The organism is Gilliamella sp. ESL0443 (assembly GCF_019469165.1).
Classification (GTDB): domain Bacteria; phylum Pseudomonadota; class Gammaproteobacteria; order Enterobacterales; family Orbaceae; genus Gilliamella; species Gilliamella apicola_E.
In genome coordinates this window covers 304,456-327,087 of record NZ_CP048263.1, presented here as the reverse complement: position 1 = coordinate 327,087, position 22,632 = coordinate 304,456, and the positions used below count along the sequence as shown (strand labels likewise).

Here is a 22,632-nt window from a genome sequence, read left to right as displayed (position 1 = left end):
AATGCGCTAATCAAAATTCATAATCAGTGCAACTAACTGGAGTTGATTAAGTGAAAATATCAACACGTAAAGTTTTGCCATGGCAACTTATAGAATGCTTCACTCGATATCGTCAATTCATCGCTCTACTATTTGGACTATCTATTTTTTGTATTGCACTGGTAGTGTGTTGGCATTTATTAAAAACCATCAATATTAACGATTTAAAGTCAGCTCTACAGCAACTTCCTTACCATGCAATTTTACTTTCGTGTTTATCAGCAATAGCTAGTTATATTATGCTTATCTGCTATGAATGGTCAGCTGCACGTTATGCAGGCGTTGAGCTAAAATTATCAACAATTGCGGTCGGCGGTATTTGTGCTTCGGCGATTGGTAATGCTGTAGGATTATCAGCATTATCAGGTGGGGCCATTCGTTGTCGGCTCTATTTCAAATATGGATTAACCACTATAGATGTAGCAAGGATGTCAATTTTTGTTACTCTTTCATTAGGCTTTACCTTACCGTTATTAGCATCAATCGCGGCACTAATTCATATTGAAAAGACCACGATAGCACTACATACTTCAGTAATCAGTATCGAGTTAATATGTAGTGCAGTATTTATCATTTATGCCGGTGTATTATTATTTTTATATGCTCATCGATTGTCTGAAAAACCAAATAAAGATACGCGTTTATACCAATTTTTTCATTGGAAAATCCGTTTACCTAACTGGCGTTTAGCTAGTAGTCAATTTTTAATTACCTTACTAGATGCTATTTTAGCTGGTGCGATCCTCTATTTCTTATTACCGAATAAGCCAAATTTTATTGTTTTTATCATGATTTATATTCTCGCTTTAGTAGCAGGGGTGCTTAGTCATGTTCCGGGTGGTGTTGGTATATTTGAAGCAATTATATTAGCCGCTTTTTCATCTCAAATTGGTGCGGCATCATTAACTATTGCTTTAGTTATTTATCGATTAATTTATATTATATTACCACTCATTCCCGCAGGAATTTTGCTGTTAATTAATGAAGGTAAAAACTTTCTTTCTGTTCCACAAGTAAAAGAAACCGATACTGGCATTGCTGCAACAATTATGGCCACCTCGGTATTCTTTGCTGGCGTAGTGATGATGTTTTCAAGTGTCATCCCTGGATTCAATCACCATTTTGTCAGTACCTTCATTCCTAACAAAATCGTCAATTTTGCCCATTTAACTGCCAGCTTAATTGGTGTTTTATGTTTATTACTAGCGATGGGATTACGTCGCCGACTTTATTCTGCTTGGGGATTGTCCGTTATCTTGTTGATATTAGGTAGTATCTGCTCATTATTAAGAGGTTTACATTGGATTGAAGCCTTTACTTTATTATCGATAGCAATATCATTGTTCTATTTTAGACACGCCTTTTATCGTAAAAGCCGACTAAGTATTTTGCCCTTTTCGTTAAAATCCTTTGTGATCACATTTGGCTTACTTATCCTATTTGTTTGGCTAATTTTATTTATTTATCAAGATATTCCTTATAGTCACAATTTATGGTGGCAATTTGAATTAGATAGCCGTGTTCCTCGAGCCTTGCGTGCAGCATTAGGGAGTTTTATATTATTAAGTGGTGTGATGTTATTTTGGTCTTTCAAACCGGCATTACCCATCTTAACCATTCCCACTAAAGAAGAATTGAGCGAAGCCCATCAAATCATCCTCAACTCGAAGCAACCTGAAGGCGGATTAGTGATGAGTGGTGATAAATCATTACTTTTCAATCAATCAAAAACCGCTTTTATCATGTATGCAAGGCGAGGAAGAAGTATGGTTGCGCTTTATGATCCGATTGGTAATGATAGTGCGCGCGCAGATTTAATATGGGAATTTAGGGATCTTTGTGATCAACACCATTTACGCCCAGTTTTTTACCAAGTTAGAGCAAACAATTTACCATTCTATATGGATATAGGGCTTAGAGTGGTCAAACTTGGTGAAGAAGCGTTAGTTAATTTAAATGAATTTGATTTAACATCAAAAGGTTATAAAGATCTTCGATATACTTGGAATCGCGGGCAACGTGATGGACTTAGTTTAAAATTTTATCCACCAGGTACTGCACCGCTTGATGAGCTAAAAATAGTCTCGGATGCATGGTTAAAAAATAAACACTCAAAAGAAAAGAAATTTTCGTTAGGCGCTTTTTCGAAATCTTATTTAGATAATTTCACCATTGCTGTTATTGAATACCAAGGCAAAATTATTGCTTTTGTGAATTTACTTGAAACCAATCAAAACTACAGTGCAACCATTGATTTAATGCGAGTTTTACAAGATATTCCTAAATCCACTATGGAATTTTTGATGGTAGGATTGATTCTACATTATCAGGAAAAAGGCTATCAGTACTTTAGTTTAGGGATGGTCCCGCTTGCGGGTATGCAAAGGCGACGTGGTGCGCCAATGATCCAACGCTTAGGGGCGTTAGTTTTTCGACGTGGTGGACGTTTTTATAACTTCCAAGGTTTACGTCGCTTTAAAGAAAAATTTGCTACTCATTGGGAACCACGTTATATGGCGGTTCCCAATGGACTTGATCCTTTGGTCGCCTTGATTGACACCACTATGTTAATTTCTGGCGGTAAAACGAATTTAACTCACAATAAGAACAAATAAGATGAAAAATATCATACGTTATATTTTATTCTTTATGATTTTAGTATTCATTGCAGTTTGCATAGTCGTAGGTTGGTATTTTTATAAAAACCAACGAACCGCTTCTGTAAATACCATAGCCATTAATCAAAACTTTTCTATCTTATCGGCTACCCCAAAACAATCAGCTGAGGCTGCTGCTATAATTGTTGCCACTAAAGATAATCATTTTACGGCTGATCAATTATTAAGTTTATCTGAATCAACAGGTGCTAAATTAGTACAGTTTGAATTAGAACCGCAAGGAAGTTGTGAAAAACAGCAAACTCGTTTTGAGGAAGCACAGAAAGTCTTAAATGAAGATAAATTTGTTGTTGCTGGTATGCAAGAAGGTGCCGCCTTTGCTTATCGGTGGTTAACCCAACAAAATGATGATGCCAAAGCTTTATCGATTGAATTTACATTAGATCATAAAGATTGTGATGCACCTTTACCCGCTCAGGCAAACCATGGAGAATGGCAAGTAATTTGGAATAATCCACCAGATGAACAAGTTGCCATTTTTCCTCGACAACAAAAGCAGATTAAAGTAACCACCAAAATTGGCGAATATCAAGCATCACCAATTGAACTATTAAGTTTACATTTACCATCTATTTTATTTGGTGAGCATGAACCATTACCAGTAATAGAATTACCCGCTAAAGGTAAACAATCGCATCCCAATAGTGTTACTTTTTATTATTCAGGTGATGGCGGTTGGCGAGATTTAGACAAGGTTTCGGCAGAGTATATGGCTTCTCATGGTTATTCTGTCGTTGGTGTCGATGCACTAAAACTATTTTGGCAACATCGTTCCGTTGAACGTAGTGCTAAAGATCTTACTCATTTAATGCAAGAATATCGGGATAAATGGGGCGTTAATAAATTTATTTTAGCTGGCTATTCATTTGGTGGTGATATCTTACCTGCACTATACAATCGATTATCCAAAGACGATCAAGAAAGTGTACAAGCTTTAATTATGATTGCCTTTTCAAAAGACGCTAATTTCGAAATAGAAGTCAGTGGCTGGCTTGGTCAATCTGGCGATGAAATGAAAACCGCGCCGGAAGTAAATCAGATTCCAGCAAATAAATTATTTTGCATCTATGGCGAAGAAGAAAAAGAAGATACCGGTTGTCTACAACCAGAGATGAAAGGAGAGGCTTATAAATTACCTGGTGGTCACCATTTTGATGAAAACTATACGCATCTCGGTCAAATCATTATGGAAGCGATCGATAAACGCATAACACCTTAAAATAAGCAAAAAAGGGGCAATAGCCCCTTTTAGTGATTCACCTGATTTATAAGATCAATGCTTGCTGATTCTGATTTTTCCTTCTGATAACAATACCCCAATGAGGGTTGATAACGTACCGATAGCCGCGATCCAAGTAAAAGGCTCATTTAAAATAACGACTGCAGCAATAATGGTTAAAATTGGAACTAAATACAAATAAATACTAATTTTTACTGCACCAACTAATTTCACCGCATAATTCCAGGAAGCAAAACAGATAGCCGAAGCCCCTACGCCTAAGAATAGAATATTAAAAAGATTAGCCGTGTGCGTGAAGCGATCCAGTCCCCATTTGAAATCAAACAGATACAACGCTGGCAACATCATCACTAAACCATAAAAAAAGAAGCGTCGTGTTAATAAAATCGTATTGTATCCATAATGACTGCATTTTTTAGTCAAAATTGAATAACATGCCCAAAACAAGCAGGCACCTACCGCAAGCAGATCACCCAATGGATTAAGTGACAGTACAAATTTACCATTCAAACTTATTAATCCAACGCCGAAGATTGCAAACAAACACCCGATATAAAATCGCTTAGCTGGCCGTTCAGTTTTTAAAAAGAAGATTGATAAAAGTGCGGTAAACACAGGTGCTAATGTGGTAATCACACCTACATTTGAGGCAGTGGTATAAGTTAAGGCAATATTCTCACATAAAAAATAGCAGGTTACACCACAAAACCCGGCACACAAAAACATCAACTCTTGTTTTAAACCTTGCCAAGCAAAGATCCGTGGCGCTAAAATCCAAAGCGTTAAATAACCCAACCCAAACCGGTAAAATAAGATTTCAATAGGTTTAAAATCGATTAACAATACTTTAGTGGCAATGAAAGTAGTTCCCCAGAGAAACACTGTCATCAAAGCAATCAGATGCCCTCTTGTCCTCAATGAAAATAACATTTAAGTTCTTACTCTCCATCTACTATTTATATGTTAATCATTTCCCTATCATTTGGTTGTCAGATTGGACATACAAAAAATAAAAATATAGGAAAAAGGCTTGATCATGATAAAAATATCACTATTTTAATAGAAATTTAAGATCGGCTAGATTAACTTGCTGCTAATCTTTTTTCAATATGTTTCCATACATCAATTATTTATGCAGATTATTTGAATATTAGAAAAGCGTGCAATTGAATTTGTAAAAGCAGTAGATAAAAAAAATCCACTCAAAAATTGAGTGGAAGGCAAAAAATGAATTAACGTAATCTGAATATATAGACAGACTAAATCATAAAAAGTTCCAAATAATTTCAAAAAAATTTAAAGTTTTTATATAAATTATTGTATGCAATTGATTTATAAATATTTATTTGTTGATTTTTTTATATATAAAATCACTTAAAATGAATTATCATAACCTTGATACAAGCTAATTGGTAAATTAGTTATGCTTTGATAGGGTTCACCATTAATCATTGCTAACAGTATCGATACTGCATTTTGGGCAATTTGTAGAATTGGTTGACGGATTGTAGTTAAAAACGGCATATGTTGTAGAGTTAATTCAGCACCATCAAATCCAACTACTTGTAATTGCGAAGGTAAAGATAATCCACAATCTCGCGCAGCATTAATTGTTGCAATCGCTGATGAATCATCAGCTAATACTCCATCAATAGTTTGGGACTGTAACCGTTTTTTAATTAACTGATATTTTTCTTCATAACTAATTGAAAAATCCATATCAAGTGTAATTGACTTAAGACCTGCAACTTGAATGCTATCTTTGTAAGCTTGATACCGTTTATTAGCATCCATATCAACTTGTTTATCATTTGTAATCGAACCAATATAAAGAATTTTCTTACAACCATTTTTTATTAAATGTTGGCTAGCTAGAAGTCCTCCAGCATAGTTGTCACATGAAATAACAGGTATTTTTTCATTTATTTTTCGATCTATTGAGACGATATTCAGATCGGGTATTAAGTAATCAGCTAAATTTTCATTCATAGAGTTAACTATGACTCCTTCAACCTGATGACGCCTTAGCATCGATAAAAAATTTTTTTCCTCTTCTTGATTATGATGACTGTTGCAAATTAATATTTTATAACCTTGGCGAGATAATATTCTTTCTAAATAACTGATTAATTCCATTTGGAATGGATTAGTTAAACTTGGAAAAATCAAGCCTATTAAATTACTTTTATTATTTGATAATGAACGTGCTAATTCATTAGGATAGTATCCTAACGTTTCCATTGCTTCTTGCACACGTTGACGAGTTGTTGCACTAATATATCCACGATTATTTAATACCCGTGAAACAGTAGTAGCGGAAACACCCGCTAGTTTAGCAACATCATCTCTGCTTAATTTCATAATCATCCTTTAACTATCATTAATATTATAACGAGATAATTATAATGCTTTTTATAATGACGTAAATCATTCAGTTGATTTGTAATTTTAAGATCAAATTTTTTAGTGATATTCATCACAAAATCACTTCGGAATAAGTGATATCCCTCACAAATTTAGCATTCTAATTGTGGACGCGGTTGACACATGAACGCGGTTGACATGAAATGAAATAAATTATTTCAAAAGTGAATGACAAAGAAATGTCATTTATTCACATATAAATAAAAGGAGTAAAAAATGCAAAAATTACATTATCAACCAAAAGGCTACTGGGTTGGCGATATTATGCCATTTGGAAAAAACGGGGTTTTTTATCTTTATGATCAACGCGACAATCGCAACCCTTGCCCTTTTGGTGAACCGTTTGGATGGTCACTTGCCACTACGACTGATTTTGTTAATTACCAAAATTTGGGAGATTCTATTAAAAAAGGTGGTGAACAAGATGTCGATCAATTTATCTATGCTGGATGTGTCTTCGAAGCAGAAGGTAAAGGACATGCTTTTTATACAGGTTACAACCGCAATTGGGAGAAAGAGGGAAAAACATCACAAGTATTATTACATGCTTGGAGCGACGATTTTAAAACATGGCATAAATCCTCGCAACTTATAACACTAACACCACAACCTGGTTATGACATTAGTGATTGGCGAGATCCCTGGGTAATTTGGAATGATGAAAAGCAAGAATATTTATTGATTCTAGGCGCAAGATTAAAAGGACCGAAAACAGAACAATCGGGTCGAGTTGTTGCTTTTACATCAAAAGATTTAAAAAATTGGCAATTCCAAGGTGATTTTTGGGTAGCGGGTAAATATACCATGATTGAAATGCCTGACTTATTCAAAATTGGAAATTGGTGGTATTTGATTTATACCGAATATAGCGATCAAAGTAAAACTCGCTACGTCATGAGCCAATCTTTAGAAGGTCCATGGATCACCCCTGACGACGATGCTTTTGATGGGCGAGCTTACTATGCAGCAAGAACCGCCTTTGACGGTAAACGTCGTATTCTTTTTGGTTGGGTACCAACTAAAGAAGATAATGATGATTTAAAAAATTTCCAATGGGCAGGAACTTTTGTACCTCATGAAGTTTATCAAAAAGCTGATCATACACTTGGTGTAAAAGTAGTGGATAGTTTATGGAATGCTTTTATTCATCCCCAAAAAATTGATGATTTTTCAATTAATTCTCCTTACGCACGTCAAGAACAATTATTAATTGAAAATACAGGCAAAACATTCCGTTTTTCAACGACAGTTAAATTCAGTAAAGGTACTCGAGATTTTTCCATCCGTTTGATGAAAGATAAACATACTGGCGAATCATATGATTTTATTTTTTCGCTTGTTGATAACCGATTAACTTTCGATAAAACCCCTTGTTATCCTTGGTATCGCGTGATGAATAAAGGTTTAGAGCGCCCTATTCATCTTGAAGCGGATCGTGAATATGAGTTACAGATTATCGCTGATGATACGCTATTTACTTTATACATAGATGGTACTGCGCTAAATGTTCGTGGTTATGATCAATTAGGAAATAGCTTGGCAATCGCCGTCAGTGATGGAACTTTAAGCTGTAAAAATAATTCTTTTTCAAATGAAGGATGTTTTCCAGAAAAATGGTAATCGTGCCTATCAGGTCACTTAGCTATCAGGTTAGATGATCATCATGATCAAGGCTTTCATCAACTATTTATGATCAAAGCCTTAATTTAGATAGGCGATTATCTTCAGTAATTTAAATATGGAAAATTCATTGGAGATATCATAATGAATACAACAGTAATTGATAACAATGGTCATATGGCTGACCATGACATCTCATTTAAAGAAAAACTCGCTTATGGACTAGGTGATTTTGCAACAGGCTTTTCGGGTGTTACCGTTGGAACCTTTGCGCTTTACTATTATACCGATATTGTGGGAGTTTCAGCTACTTTACTAGGAGCTGTACTACTATTTTCACGTGTTTTTGATGCTGTGATTAATGTCGTTATGGGTTTTATTGTTGATAGAACAAAAAGCAAACATGGCAAAGCTAGAGCATGGATTTTATGGTCGACAATTCCATTTGGTTTATCTTTGATAATGGTATTTAGTGCACCAGAAAATTGGAGTGAATTTGCATTATTAATTTTTGCTGCCATTACGCTCAATATACATTGGATTATTTACACTTCAAGCAATATCCCTTATGGCACGCTAGCAGCATTAATGACCCAAAACTCTTACCAACGCAGTCGATTAAATACTTATCGTATGCTTTGCTATTTTGCAAGCATGTTAATCATTCCGTATATTACACTACCTTTAGTCGAATTTTTTGGTGGAGGTGAACGCGGTTGGCAGTTTACCATGATAATTTATGCCGCAATTTTAATTTTTACCTTTTTCTATACTTTTTTTAATACTAAAGAGCGGATTAAACCAATTAACCAATTTAAGTACAATGCGCCATCACTTGGTGTTTCATTAAAAACTCTTTTAGCAAATAAGTATTGGGTCACAATGTTCTTCACCATGTTAGTAAGTTTTAGTATTTTAGGACTAATCAATGGTGTGGGTGTTTACTACGCAAAATATCTTTTGGCCGATAGCCAACTTATCGGTTTAATCAATATGGCTTTTGCACTACCGTTAGTTGTAGTATTAATGTGCTCAGCTTATATTTTAAAAATAATGAGCCGTTTAACATTTATAATTGTTGGTATGGCAACCATTATATTAGGTAGTATTATCATGGCAATTGCACCTCATGATACCTATATTGCAATAATTGGAACTATCTTACGAGGAGCAGGTTTTGCACCTATTATGGGAAATGCATATTCTATGCTAGCCAATACCATCGATTATGGCGAATGGAAATTTGGCATTAGAAATGATGGCCTAGTCTATAGTGGAGGAAGCTTTAGCGCCATATTAGGCAGTGGTATTGCTTCCGGAGGAATTGGTTGGATATTAGGAATGGCAGGATATATTGCGACAGATATTGCTAATCAACCTGAAAGTGTATTAACTACTTTACAAGTATTATTTATTTATGCACCCTTAGTATTAAGCGCAATCACCATTATATTATTACGGTTTTATACCTTAGAAAAAATTTATCCTGATATCATCAAAGAACTAGCTCAAAGAACACATAATGTCTATTGACCATCTAAACGGAGGGATTGATAAATCTGTTATTATTCCCTCTACTTCATCGATTGGCTAAATATGTAAAAACAATCCTAAATCAAAATAATATACAGTTTTCACTATTTGATATTAACTATTCAATTCAGAGAAAACAAAAAAAGCATACTATTAATATCGCTATTTTAAAACCTGCAAGACCAATGGAAAGATAGATAAATCCAGAAATAGGTTAACTTGTATTACTACTTGAATTCACCTATAATGCCCTAATATTACTTATACCACAATTGGGGCTGATTCTGGATTCGACGGGATTTGCGAAACCCAAGGTGCATGCCGAGGTGCGGTAGGCCTCGTAAATAAACCGCAAAAAAATAGTCGCAAACGACGAAAACTACGCACTAGCAGCTTAATAACCTGCATAGAGCCTTCTCTCCCTAGCCTCCGCTCGTAGGACGGGGATAAAGAGGAGTCAAACCCAAACGAGATCGTGTGGAAGCCTTGCTTGGGGCGGAAGCATTAAACTTAATCAAGCTAGTCTATCGGTAGCGTGTTTGTCCGCAGCAGGTAGGCGAAATTTAAAGACAAACTACGCATGTAGTACCAAGGATGTAGAGATTTCGGACGCGGGTTCAACTCCCGCCAGCTCCACCATCAATTATAATTCCCACCTATACTTAATGACTTGTATTTTGTGTAATTTATACCCATAATTATATATATTTAAATAATAATATTATTTTTATGGAAAAACTTAAAATATTAAGAAAACAAAGTAATTATACACAAAAATATTTGGCTAATATGTTGGGCGTAAAAACCAAAGATATCCAAAACTGGGAATTGAATAAAGCTCAGCCTGAATTAAAAATATTACGAGATCTTGCTGTTATTTTTGGTACAAGTGTTCACGACATTTTAAGTAATGAAACAATAACAACAACAAATCATATGCCTTGGAACACCAACGAAACTATTGATTATTTTTGGGGACATATAGGTATTCTTTTATATAATTCGAATATAATTAAATGGTACCCTATAACTAATTCTACATTTGATAGAGTTGAATCAATCTTAAGTAATGATGAACCAAGTAAAGAAAATAATATCTTATCTTTTGACACATTAAATAATCGATTACTGTTCATCAATAAAAACATAGTAAAAAAAATTTCACTCCTCGACGATGCTTCAGACATGCCAAAAGATTGGGAGCTTCCGTGGGATGGATATCAAGGACTAGGCTCTGAAGAATTTTATAACTTGATAGATGAATACTTTTTTGACTATGAACATTTTTGTCAGAATACTTCAGAAGAGCTACAAAATATCGTAGCAAAATTAATTGAAGAAAAAAGAATTACTGAGGATAATGTACTTGAGATTTTAAATCAGGCATATATTTATTATCATGATAATACTGTTGAAACTATTGATATAGTTAATGCTTCGGAATTATTTGATAATGTTGATACAATTGAATTTGAACTCAATAGATTTATTCAATTTTCTGATTATAATGGTGAAATACATTTTATTCCCTTGAATAGTGTTGGTTTAATTGATGTTCCTCTGTACTTATATAAAATTGGTTGTAAAGAAATATTCGAAAATAACTAAGAAAATAAAATGGATAAAAGAAAAAATATAGAAAATATTCATATAGAGAGTTTGGTTCAATTTATTGATCAAATACTGAATATTGAAAATAAGAATCACCAAAAGATATTCTATCGAGGTCATTCAAATGAAAATTATCTTTTAGAACCATCATTATTTAGAAAAAATAATCAAAGTCATACCGAATATTGTAGCCAAGAGCACATATTATATCGAGAACTTTATATGTCTGAATATAAAGAGTTTATCAATGATAAATATACATTAGATAAATTAGTTAGAATGCAACATTACTCTATGCCCACCAGACTACTCGATCTAACATCAAATCCATTAATAGCTCTCTATTTCGCTTGTAAATCTAGTATCGAAATAGACAAAAGAATTGGTGAAGTAATTCTATTTTTTATAGATAACGAATATATTAAATATTATGACTCTGATACAGCAAGTTGTATTGCAAATTTAGCAAGACTATCCCACGATGAAAAAAAAGCAATTAATTTTAATAGAGAAAAAGAACGTTTTAATCAGCAACCAAGTATAAAGAAACTATTACATTTTATTAGAGAAGAAAAACCATTTTTTGAACCCAGAATTGATAAATATGATTTAAAAAATATTATATGTATTAAAGGGATAAAAAATAATATTAGAATATCTTCTCAATCAGGCGTTTTCCTTTTATTTGGCTTAAATGCTACTTTAAATGAAAACGGTAATGAACATATAGAAATTCAAAGAATAAAAATTCATAATCGGAAAAAAATTTTACAAGAATTAGATTTAATCAATATTAATGAAAGTACGGTTTTTCCCGATATCGAGAGCTCTGCGAGATACATATCTTATAAAAATAGATCAATAATCTGAATAATATATCATTTCATCACATTAAGTTAATGTATCATAATCTCTTCTTTTTACATTAATTAATCTACCAATAAATGAACGCTAATCTTGAACTTAAAAACTAGAAATATCATGTTTTGATAAATTAAAATGGGAGAAATGAATCAACTTAGAATAAATATTAATCAAATTGGAAATTTTATTAATATGGCAGAGAGAAAACCTATTAATTAATTGTGATAAGATTATCAAATTGAAACTATATATTTTATTTTTTAATTGTATTTTTATACAGATCAATTGATATTCACTGTACAGTCTGAACGAGCAAAAATGTTGAATATATTAACGGTAGATTCTAAATTAGATTAGTAAAAGGCATCTATCCACAAACCTAAGCAGAATAGCAAGAAAAGCAATACAGTCATTTTATCATTCATTATCGACATAACCGCCACTAACAAAGGGAAAGGCCGATTATGAAAATTTCATGATAACTTTTATGATTATAATATTTATAGTTGAGGTATTGATGATTGCCCATTATTTTTCCGCAGTTAAATATCAGATAGGAATGGCAACCGATATCTCAAATATCCTTGGGGCAGTATATCCTATGTTTGATAAACTAAGTATGACCATTATTTTATCATTTATGCTAGTTGAAATTTTTCTTTCAATCTTTTTAAAAGAAGACTTTCAATGTAAAAATAAAAAGAAATCATTAACTGTTCGAGTGGAATATTATATTCTAATATAAGTAACTCCCTTGCATTGAATACATCATTTATTTTTTGTATTACCTTCTCTCCATTACAATCTAAATTAAAAAATGTCTTGTATAAATTATATAATATCTTTCGCGTTTACTGATTCAATTGCAAACACTCTATCTGTATTCTGAATAACATATGGTAAGTTATGAGTTAAAAGCAAGCTAAAGGATAAGATTAATTAGCTATTTCTAGCTTTTTAGAGATATTTACTCAAAAATTCCAAACCCACTTATTTGATATCAATATTTTCTGTATTACATATAATTGACAATAATATTAGAATAAAAGATACTAATATTATGGATAGAATATCCATTAAAAAAGGATCCATAAATGATTATTAATTTTACTGTAGAAAATTTTCTTTCTTTTAAAGAACCCCAAACTTTAAGTTTGGTTGCAGAACCACCCTATGATAATAATAAAGATAATTTATTTGATACTCCTATAGAAGGAATTAAGCTTTTAAAAGCAGTTATTATTTATGGAGCTAATGCATCAGGAAAGTCTAATTTTATTACAGCCCTCGCTCACTTCAGAAGTTTGGTCTTAGAGTCATTGAAATTTACTCCAAATGATAATTTATGGGATCTCTCATCTCCTCAGTTTGCATTAAATTCTGAAAGTCGGCATTCTCCATCACGTTATGAAATTAACTTTTTTTGTAATAATATTCGATATAACTATTCTATTTCATTTTATAAAGACAGAATATTTAATGAACATCTCTCTTATTTTCCAAAACGGTACGAAAAGCTTATATTTGATAGATTTTTAGATACTCAGGACCAGTATATCTTTAATTTTGGTACTGATTTGAAGCCATTAAGGATCTTTAACGATATAGCAAAAAAAACAGCTAAAAATGTACTTTTTTTATCAAAAGCAGTTCAAGAAAATACCCACTTTTTAGAACCTATTTATAATTGGTTCGTTAAAGGCTTATCTGAAGAACCTGATATGATAAATTTAGCTAGGATGTGTTGCAATGATAGTTCTTATAAAAAAAATATATTAGATTTTATTCGCTCTCAAGATATTAATATTGTTGACTTAAGCATTGATGAAAAAAAAATTGAATCAGATTTTTTTGATGATGATAATATTCCAGAAGAGATCAAAAAGAAATTACTTGATAATTTAAAAGACCAATTTACTTATAAAATATCTACCTACCATAAAGATAATAATGATGACTTAATTGAGTTTCCGGTAAAATTTGAATCAAGAGGAACTATTAAGCTACTCAAGCTTTCATCAATTATGATGAAAGATTCAATCTATGAGTCAAAAGCTTTTTATATTGATGAACTAGGCTCTGATTTACATCCACTATTAGTGAAAAATTTTGTAAGAAGTTTTCAAAAAACAAACAATCAGCTAATTGCTGCAACACATGATACTCATTTAATTGACTCTGAATATTTAAGAAAAGACCAAATTTATTTTATTGAGAAAAATTCAGAACAAGCATCTATTTTATATTCTTTATCAGACTTCCGTCCAAGAAATGATAGAGAAAATTGGGAGCTACGCTATTTAAGCGGAAGATATGGCGCTACACCATTTTTCAAAGATTAAAGCTGGGAGTCTTTAATGGGAAGTGAAGATTTAAAAAAGAAAAAAATACTTGAAAATAAGAAAAACCGGGCCAATAGAAAAGATATAAGACGAAATATTAATCATAGACGTTCAATAATACCCAAAATTTTGATATTGACAGAAGGTGTTTCGGAGAAGATTTATTTTGATGGATTAAAAAATAAGCTTTCTTTATCGACACTATCAGTAATAAAATGTGAATATACTGATAGTGTTGGAATTATTAAAAATGCTATAACAATCGCAGAAGAATCAATCCAAAAGCTTGAGCCATATGATTACATATTCTGCGTATTCGATCTAGATACAGTTAATGATAAGAATTTTATTAATGAAATCATAAATTATAAGAATCAAAATCCTAAACAAACTAAAGTAAAAATTTTTCCAATTTATACTTATCCTTGTTTTGAAATATGGTTCATTTTGCATTTTGATTTATGCACTAAACCATTCAATTCTAAGGGTAAGAAATCTATAGGGGATACGGCAAAGGCTTATTTGAAAAAATATGCTAAAGAATATAACGAAACAAATAGAAAATGTATAGAACAGTTTATTGATAATTATAAAGAAGCACTAAATAATTCGATGAAACTAATTGAATGGCAAAAGGATAACGAGTCAATTAATCCAATATGTACTATACATAAATTAGTAAAATTATTAGAAAATATTAATCAAAGAAATCATGAGGGATACATTTTTAGTAAAGACCATGAAGAAGAATTCATAGAGTCATACATTAAAACATATCAACAGTTATCGAAGCTGCATAGATAACTTGATATTTTAAATTAATATATTTTACTAGCACAAACTGGAGCTAGCTGTTACCGGTTTTCTATGATCAACTTTTCAAAATTACTACAAAATCGAAAACCTAGATTAGTTTTAACTTTTAAATTTTAACTAAAATCAGTAAGAATAATTTTTCAAATATTAAATACCTCCTCTAACTAAAAATAGAAATTTACACAAAAAATAAAAATTTTATTTATTATGAGTTTTAACAAATTTAATAAGGGAAATAGGTTATTTACATAAATTCCCCCAGATCCTTCCAAAACACCAAAGCGTTTGATAGTAAATGTCATACGTTATTTTATCACGTTATTAATGCAATATTATTCAAATAAAACTTTTATGCTAAGATAATTGGTATCGGTACAAGTTCATGTCAAACTTGACAATTATTTAATTAAAATCATCTAAAACATTTCATGCTATATAAACTAGTACCATAAGAAATATCTGTAGAAAAATAAGAAATGAATTTATATATTATGTGAATGATAGGGAATTAGATGTCGCAAATACTTTATCGATTTCTGATAATACTTAAAGGGCTAAACTAACTTAATTATGGTGTTCAAAATGTCAGTAAAGCCCATTGACTTATTATCTATTAGAGCAGAAAAAGTTTTATTTAATCAACAATAACCCGTCCATGTAATGGCTGAATTGGGCGATTATTATCATGGTGCATGATCGAGTGGAATTTTTCGATTTGTTCTGCTGAAGCTTGGGATTGTTGCTGTAACACGATCCATCTTACCCCTTCTGTACATGGAGGTGTTGTTAACGATCCGCTAAAACGGTAATAATTCAATTCCTTTGGGAATAACGCTTTAATATCAACGGCGTTTGCTAAAATGGCGCTTTTTCCTGATTCTGTGGGCATTTGTTGCCATGCTTTTGCTAATTCTGAATTAGTCTCACCTTTATTAAACATTAATGCGATTACGGCCAATTCATTATCTTTGTTTTTATAAACAAAGTGTGCTGCCATTGGAAAATATTTACCTTTAATGGTGTTTTCACTCGGTGTATGGAAATGAAATTGTTGTAATGTGAATATTTCATCGTCTATTTCTAATTGGTTATTTCCGGAAACATCGATCTCAATAGTATGGCCGTTGTTAATAATATTTTGCTGACCGGCTTCAAAAGTAAGTTTAAGCTTGCTATGTTCTGTTTTTAATACATGATCAATATTGATTGGCGATTGATTTTTACCATTTTCACAAGTTGAATATTCCGGTGAAAGTTTTCCCCAGTTTTCTGGTTTTTCCTGTCCTTCATACCCCCAATGTGGGTGATGTTCTGCTGCGGCGCAAGATAAGCTTGCTAGCATAAACATTGCGATAATTGCGTTACGTTTCATGTTTGCCTTCAATGAGAATTAAATTTCAGTGTATAAATTTTATACCTCATTTATAAAGATGTCTCAATAAAATATATTTTTTTGCCTCGAAATCTAAATAAAAAGCCTTGAACATACTTCTTGTATTATTCCCGCTAATTTTCAATAAATTAAGTGTGATTGATAGTGCAGATATTCTTATTTTATTTCATCAAAATGAGCAAGTCTTATCAAAATATCAAAATTGTAGATGAAAATAATACTGGAAAAATGTATGGCTAAACCCAAAAGGTAAATAGTTTTAGCTTGATGCATGTATTTATGAAGTAAAGATTCAATTAAAAATGAAATACCGAGTTAATAATCACCCTAGCTCTTCTATTACGGATGAAACCACCGATCATTTTATTGTAATAGTGAGAATGAGGAATGATTCAGCTAGAAAATATTTATTATTTTATGATAATGCTATTGGAAATAAAAACGTAGGTGCCTTCAATGAAAATAAATTGTATTTTATATGCAAAAAATATAAAGTTGAAGGTGTAACTAATAAAAGAAATACTTATTTTTCACCATCCGGATATAAAAAAATATATGGTATCCCAGATAAGGAAATCTAAAAGAAAATGAAAATAATAGCTCTCTGTTTACTTGTTCCCTTTATCGCTAATTGCAGCAAAGGAAATGTGTCTAACGCTATTAAAAAAAATATAGAATCAGAAGAAGTAAACTTCATTCTTAGTAATTCCCTCACCCTAATAAATGGTGAAAAAATCTCATTATCAAATATATATGCTATACCTAACAATATTGATTCTATACAAGTGGATAATGTGCAATTTGAAGCAACATTATCTGATTATTGTGGGAAAGGAAACTATATATATGATGAAGAAAAAATGGATGGTTTTTTACCTAAAAAACTCGAATTTATTCTTTATTATCAATATAAAAAGAATAATACAGAACCCACTGCATTTAACTTTAAACAAGATAATGCAAATCTTTACTTAACCGTTACTAACCATGAAATAATTACAAAATATTGTAATAAAACAAATATACGAACACGAAATACCGCATTTTTATTAAAGGTTTATTCAAACGGAGCTAGATATAATTTACTGGCGATTAATGATATAAAAAGTATCGATGAAATATGATACTTAATAAGATGGATAACGTGATGAAAAATAAAATAAGTTACTTTTTTATTATAGTATTACTATGTAGTTGTAGTAATAAACAATCAAATAACGAAAATGCGGAAGTTGGTTTCTTTAATGAAAAAAAGAATATAAATGAAACGGCTAATACAATGTCACCCATTATTAAAGATAATTTCGGAAATACTTATATTTTAGATATTTTCAATGTTTTTTCACAGAAATTAATTTTGCAATCCGAAGTTTTTTTTATAGATTATCTAAATACCTATGATCAAGTATTTGAAATTTCTTTGATAAATAAATTGGATTATGTCATTGTCGAAATACAAAACAGAATTGGTGTTAGCGCCTATGAGCTATTTATTCGAGAAAGAAATAATAAGTTGGAAATTTTCAAACAAACTGGTTGGGATCGTATATCTTATAAATTTGAAATAGCAAAAGATGATTATGATAATACAAATGCAAATTTGATCTGCTTAAGTCAAGAGATAAAACCAATAAATGGCATCATAAAAATCCCTGATGATTTAAATTTTACCAATGAAAATACAAAAGACTGCTTTGCCTGCCCACAACAATATACTACTGAAGAGTGTTTACAAAAAAAACAGTCGGGTGAAAAATTTAATTGGAAAGAATAAGAGGAAAGAGATATCACATATTTCTAATCCATGTAGTGAATTAAATGAGAAACACATCATCAAAACAACCACAAGAATGTTTACTGGATAATGTTGTTCTTATTCATTGCTATTATTTATATTAAAATTAAAACAAAAAATTAGTTTTAAATAGTATTAACAGCTCGATTTAATGGGAAGAGGAAATAAACTTAAAATGAGAATATTATTACTCATTCTGTTGTCTTTGGCTAACGTAGCATGCAGTCAAAAAATAGAAAATCAACAAGCAGTTAATCATCCCACTCCCCTAGAATATAGTGACGTAGCGACTAATGTTTTAGATCCTTTAGATATTTCTTCTCCTAAGATAATTTCGCAATCTGATACGCATTTATTAGGCCAATCTGGCTATGCCTATAAACTAAAAATCAACAACTAGGAAGAATTAATCTTCTTAAATTATAATAAAAATTTCAAACTCTATTCAGAACCAAGACTAAGTAAAAGTGGTGTTATATCTAAAATCGAAGGATATGATGACGGATATACCGGTATTGAATCGATTGATATTAAAATATCTGAAAATAAACATTATGTTAAAATCGATGCTATTATCAAAGGTTATGTTGAAATATCAGACAATGACCAATGGCTACACGAAAACTATCAATGTGTCATTATCGATATCAAAAAATCAAAAGTCGTTTGGTCTGGGGTAGAAAGGTTTGACGGTGAGTGGAAAGATGAACAATGGGTAAGTCATGGACAAGTCGAGTTTGATGGCGAATAAAGTTTAAGTTCGAAAGAAAGATAAATTGAAGTTACCCTTGGCAGCAAAGACCATCTCACGATGGTGGACATTGTCATTTTGGTAATAGGTCTGGCTTGGATATTGATTTTCGCTATTTGGAAGTTAATGATAGAAGTTTTCAGTGAGATCGAAGGTATTATTTATATTTTGATAGAAATAAAAATGCTATTATTTACCAAATTGCTTTTGAATATGGATTCAGATCTAACTATGCGACAACTTTGGCAGAGTTTTCCGGTGTAAACTCTGGTGTTCAAAATCATTATGATCATGAACATTGGGGATTTAATATAGATTTTATACATACTACTATTTAATTAGGAAAATAATGAAAACGATAGCTATACTTTTACTCATTAGCTTTTTGACTTCTTGTGCTTATACGCATAAAGAGGAAAAAACAAGCATAAACTCTAGCAAAGTCATTGTGTTAGACCATGATCCTGTTTTAATTCAGTTAGGCAGTAAAAAATTAGCATTAAAAGGATTAAACCCTGAAGACTTTTCACTGGTACAAAAAGGTAAGACGCTTTTTATCATTAAAAAGCTGTATCTGGGTATAGATGATCTCCAAATAGAATTTAGAGATAACAAGGATCAAGATTTCCTATTAACTGGTGAAATAGAATATGCGGTTTCTCAAAACTTAATTGATGATATTGATAGGGGAAATGTATTTTTACCATTTTCTTTTAAAGAAGATATACTGCTACATAACAATAAAGGTAAATTTATTTTATCAACAGCGATTAAAACTACACCACAGCTAGAAGCCATTTGCCATGAAAGATATTTTGATGAGATCCGAAAAGAGTCTTATTTGGTTCAAAAACAGTTCTATCAGAATGAAATAATCGATAACCCAGAAAAATATAAGGATTGTTGCCCTGAGTATATTGAATATGCAAAAAAGTTTTTATCTAAAAAAGAGCGTGATTTTCACTCATTACAAAGCCTGTTTGTTGAATTTACCTATAAAAAAATAAAGTTAAACATGGGTGATGGTTATCATATCGTCTTTAATAATATTAGTGATTTTGTTCCTGAATAAAAATGAGTGATTATGCGGATTGTATTAGTTTAACTAAATAGAAATAAAATACATACCGTATATAATATTCATTTATCTATTTATAACTTTCGAGAAATCCCTAATATCTATGCATAAAATAATTATTTTACTTACATTGACTCTATGGTTGGGTTGTTCGTATGGGCAACCGATAATAACTTATACACCTGCCACTCCCGACACAGCAAAAGATTTGTCAGGTGCACTTATATCACCACCATTAGGGCAGCGGGCAATACTCCATAAAGCAAAAAACGAAGATTCAATTGCAGAGTTGTACAATAATTTTGTTCATAGATATGGAAGTAGGGATAGCTTTTGTTCCTTACTTGGTTGTGAGGAAACCGTAAATTATAATCCTAAACTTTTTAAAATAGAATATTCAGATTCTGATGAGGTTTTTAGCAGATATAATTTATATAAAGAAGAAGCGATACCTTTTATTATTTCATTCAAATACCTCAAAAAAGGCGATAAAATCTTAAAATTAGCAATACAAAAATCAGAATCTAACAGTTATCTAAATCTATCTATATATCTGTTATCCTTAAAAAATGGAGTACAGGTTGATTCTAGAAGAATTTATTATAATCGCTCAGGAGAAATGGGTTTTACAGATGGTAAAATTTTTTATATAGATGAAAACCTGATCATTTCCACCCGAGACTATTCCTTTACTGAGGACGGAATAACACAAACACCGTTTTATCAATATCAACTAAATGACGAAGGCAAATTTATTCGTTACTATCCTAAAAATGGTAACTATAAAGATAATCAAGAGCAAGGTTTAGTTAAAAACCATACTCGCGAAGGTTTATGGATTGAGAAGAAAGTAAACCATTTAATTGGTACTTCATATTTTGAAGCCGAATATAAAAATGGGTTAATACAGGGTGAAGGCAAGTTTTATAAATTAGAATATAAGTTAAAAGACGGCTCTATTCCCTATTATATTCCCTATTCTTCTGCTAAAAAAGGCAAACTTTTGTACACAGAAACCTATAAAGACGGTGAGCTTGTCGAACGCAAATTTGTGGATAAAGAAATTGATTAATTGAATTAAAGATTGTGTAGTAAACAAACAATTATTATGCTTATCACCCTCATAAATATGAACGGTGGTAAGTAAACTGATATAAATTAGTAAATTAAAACGAATAATCATTCAAAACTAATCATTATAATGGCGTCAGTTTTTTTGAAATTTAATAACAAGAGTCCGATAACAAAAGATATGTAACTAGAGTGTTTTTTATGATGATATCCCTAAATAATAAATTCATTATCACTACCCTATTAAGCCTTTTTTTATTCAGCTGTAACCCCGATAAACAAGGAAATATGAAATGGATAGCCAAATACGATTTTAATCAATTATACCAATTAACCGATCAAGCAACTGTCTTAGACCCAATGTCTGCTTTTCGTTTTGAAGAATTTATAGCCCCCAATGAGAACACCATTATTTTGATTGGAAAAAAAGATCTTAATGCCTTTGATTCAATTCAAATAGGATATCAAGCAGTAATACTTATATCGAAAGATCGGGGCAAAAGTTATCAAGAATTATTGCTACCCGAACAAGAGATGAAATGGATTGATACCAGTAATGATTATTCATTAGTAGAAGCTCAAAATAGATTACCCGATAACAGTAAAAAAATTTCCCAATATCTTTTAGATCATAAGAGTCTAAAAGTGGTTAAAATAGATGAGTATTTATCTGCCGATGATATCGATTATAAAAAATTCAACGGTAAATATGTCATATATTCCAATCGAGGCAATTTAAAACTGATTAATTTATTGAATCGAGAAGAAGAATACCCCTTGCCTGACGACTTAAACAATCAGCCATTTTATTTAACCGCACAGGGTAACATTCTAACTTTACAAAAAAATCAGATCATTAGTTATGACCCTAAAACCCAAAACCAGCAAATCATCAAAAGTTTCAAAAATAACTATGATGTCTTACTATATCAAGATGACACTTTTATTTTGGGTAAAGCTAACCTGTTAAAAACGTCTGCAACTTTTTATAATGAAGAGGAAAAAGAGTTATATACACTTGATTCAAAAAATGTGAACTTTTACCGATATAAAAATTTTGTATGCGACTATAAACTTTTATCATCTATTAACCCGTCAATTCGATATTCATATGACTATGGACAAACTTGGAATAAGTATGAGTTAAAAGGCATGTTTGCTACTTCTAGACCTGTCGGATTTTATAAAGATAAATTTATCATTTTACGTGCATCATTCCATGATAAACCAGATCCTGAAGATCGAGGGGGAAGAATTTTAATCGGTGAGTTTGAAAAATAGGACAATGTTAAACACGCTTAGTATAATATAATTATTTTTGATTTAATTTATCTATTAATCATATATTTTATTGGTATCATGAGCAATTAATGAAAT

At 31.4% G+C, this 22,632-nt stretch carries 19 protein-coding genes and 1 other RNA gene; 17 read left to right on the top strand and 3 right to left on the bottom strand.

Annotation, left to right across the window (positions count from 1 at the left end; genetic code table 11):
• Nucleotides 1-50: 50 nt before the first annotated feature.
• Together mprF and GYM76_RS01535 are read left to right on the top strand one after the other, a co-directional pair.
• Nucleotides 51-2,654 carry a bifunctional lysylphosphatidylglycerol flippase/synthetase MprF gene (gene mprF, locus GYM76_RS01540; RefSeq protein WP_220225656.1) on the top strand — a complete coding sequence of 868 codons (2,604 nt, stop codon included), beginning with the start codon at nt 51-53 and terminating at the stop codon, nt 2,652-2,654.
• Between the two features lies 1 nt (nt 2,655).
• Nucleotides 2,656-3,936, top strand: coding sequence for a virulence factor family protein (locus GYM76_RS01535; protein ID WP_220225655.1), 1,281 nt, complete (start codon nt 2,656-2,658; stop codon nt 3,934-3,936).
• Nucleotides 3,937-3,990: 54 nt separating this feature from the next.
• On the opposite strand, the gene GYM76_RS01530 is transcribed toward GYM76_RS01535, so the two are convergent.
• Together GYM76_RS01530 and GYM76_RS01525 are read right to left on the bottom strand one after the other, a co-directional pair.
• Nucleotides 3,991-4,887 carry a DMT family transporter gene (locus GYM76_RS01530; RefSeq protein WP_220225654.1) on the bottom strand — a complete coding sequence of 299 codons (897 nt, stop codon included), beginning with the start codon at nt 4,885-4,887 and terminating at the stop codon, nt 3,991-3,993.
• Between the two features lie 444 nt (nt 4,888-5,331).
• Nucleotides 5,332-6,318 carry a LacI family DNA-binding transcriptional regulator gene (locus GYM76_RS01525; RefSeq protein ID WP_065734732.1) on the bottom strand — a complete coding sequence of 329 codons (987 nt, stop codon included), beginning with the start codon at nt 6,316-6,318 and terminating at the stop codon, nt 5,332-5,334.
• Nucleotides 6,319-6,597: 279 nt separating this feature from the next.
• Between GYM76_RS01525 and GYM76_RS01520 the strand changes: the two genes are divergently transcribed.
• From GYM76_RS01520 to GYM76_RS01485, 8 genes are all read left to right on the top strand, one after another.
• Entirely contained in the window at nt 6,598-8,001 is a 1,404-nt protein-coding gene (locus GYM76_RS01520; RefSeq protein WP_220225653.1) for a hypothetical protein, read from the top strand.
• A 144-nt stretch (nt 8,002-8,145) separates the two neighbouring features.
• On the top strand, nt 8,146-9,534 hold the full coding sequence (locus GYM76_RS01515) for an MFS transporter (protein WP_081303387.1): 1,389 nt from the start codon (nt 8,146-8,148) through the stop codon (nt 9,532-9,534).
• Between the two features lie 274 nt (nt 9,535-9,808).
• Nucleotides 9,809-10,173, top strand: a transfer-messenger RNA (tmRNA) gene (ssrA, locus tag GYM76_RS01510).
• 90 nt (nt 10,174-10,263) lie between these two features.
• Nucleotides 10,264-11,142 (top strand): helix-turn-helix transcriptional regulator, encoded by an 879-nt coding sequence (locus GYM76_RS01505; protein ID WP_220225652.1) that lies wholly within the window; start codon nt 10,264-10,266, stop codon nt 11,140-11,142.
• 9 nt (nt 11,143-11,151) lie between these two features.
• Nucleotides 11,152-12,015, top strand: a complete 864-nt coding sequence (locus tag GYM76_RS01500) for an FRG domain-containing protein (protein WP_220225651.1) — start codon at nt 11,152-11,154, stop codon at nt 12,013-12,015.
• 469 nt (nt 12,016-12,484) lie between these two features.
• A complete protein-coding gene (locus GYM76_RS01495) occupies nt 12,485-12,754 on the top strand; it encodes a hypothetical protein (protein WP_220225650.1) in 270 nt (89 codons plus the stop codon).
• A gap of 349 nt (nt 12,755-13,103) precedes the next feature.
• Entirely contained in the window at nt 13,104-14,351 is a 1,248-nt protein-coding gene (locus tag GYM76_RS01490) for an ATP/GTP-binding protein (protein WP_220225649.1), read from the top strand.
• A 15-nt stretch (nt 14,352-14,366) separates the two neighbouring features.
• Entirely contained in the window at nt 14,367-15,155 is a 789-nt protein-coding gene (locus GYM76_RS01485; RefSeq protein ID WP_220225648.1) for an RloB family protein, read from the top strand.
• Between the two features lie 646 nt (nt 15,156-15,801).
• On the opposite strand, the gene GYM76_RS01480 is transcribed toward GYM76_RS01485, so the two are convergent.
• Nucleotides 15,802-16,539, bottom strand: coding sequence for a carbonic anhydrase (locus GYM76_RS01480; protein WP_220225647.1), 738 nt, complete (start codon nt 16,537-16,539; stop codon nt 15,802-15,804).
• 323 nt (nt 16,540-16,862) lie between these two features.
• Here GYM76_RS01480 and GYM76_RS01475 point away from each other — a divergent pair, with 323 nt between their 5' ends.
• The 7 genes from GYM76_RS01475 to GYM76_RS01445 all read left to right on the top strand — a co-directional run bounded on the left by GYM76_RS01475 (nt 16,863) and on the right by GYM76_RS01445 (nt 22,536).
• Nucleotides 16,863-17,141, top strand: coding sequence for a hypothetical protein (locus tag GYM76_RS01475; protein WP_220225646.1), 279 nt, complete (start codon nt 16,863-16,865; stop codon nt 17,139-17,141).
• 6 nt (nt 17,142-17,147) lie between these two features.
• Nucleotides 17,148-17,684, top strand: a complete 537-nt coding sequence (locus GYM76_RS01470) for a hypothetical protein (protein ID WP_220225645.1) — start codon at nt 17,148-17,150, stop codon at nt 17,682-17,684.
• 23 nt (nt 17,685-17,707) lie between these two features.
• Nucleotides 17,708-18,334: a hypothetical protein gene (locus GYM76_RS01465; RefSeq protein ID WP_220225644.1), complete on the top strand. Its 627-nt coding sequence runs from the start codon at nt 17,708-17,710 to the stop codon at nt 18,332-18,334.
• A 196-nt stretch (nt 18,335-18,530) separates the two neighbouring features.
• Nucleotides 18,531-18,755, top strand: a complete 225-nt coding sequence (locus tag GYM76_RS01460; RefSeq protein ID WP_220225643.1) for a hypothetical protein — start codon at nt 18,531-18,533, stop codon at nt 18,753-18,755.
• A 700-nt stretch (nt 18,756-19,455) separates the two neighbouring features.
• A complete protein-coding gene (locus tag GYM76_RS01455; protein WP_220225642.1) occupies nt 19,456-20,178 on the top strand; it encodes a hypothetical protein in 723 nt (240 codons plus the stop codon).
• 109 nt (nt 20,179-20,287) lie between these two features.
• Nucleotides 20,288-21,256, top strand: a complete 969-nt coding sequence (locus GYM76_RS01450) for a hypothetical protein (RefSeq protein WP_220225641.1) — start codon at nt 20,288-20,290, stop codon at nt 21,254-21,256.
• A 287-nt stretch (nt 21,257-21,543) separates the two neighbouring features.
• Nucleotides 21,544-22,536 (top strand): hypothetical protein, encoded by a 993-nt coding sequence (locus GYM76_RS01445; protein ID WP_220225640.1) that lies wholly within the window; start codon nt 21,544-21,546, stop codon nt 22,534-22,536.
• Nucleotides 22,537-22,632: the final 96 nt, after the last annotated feature.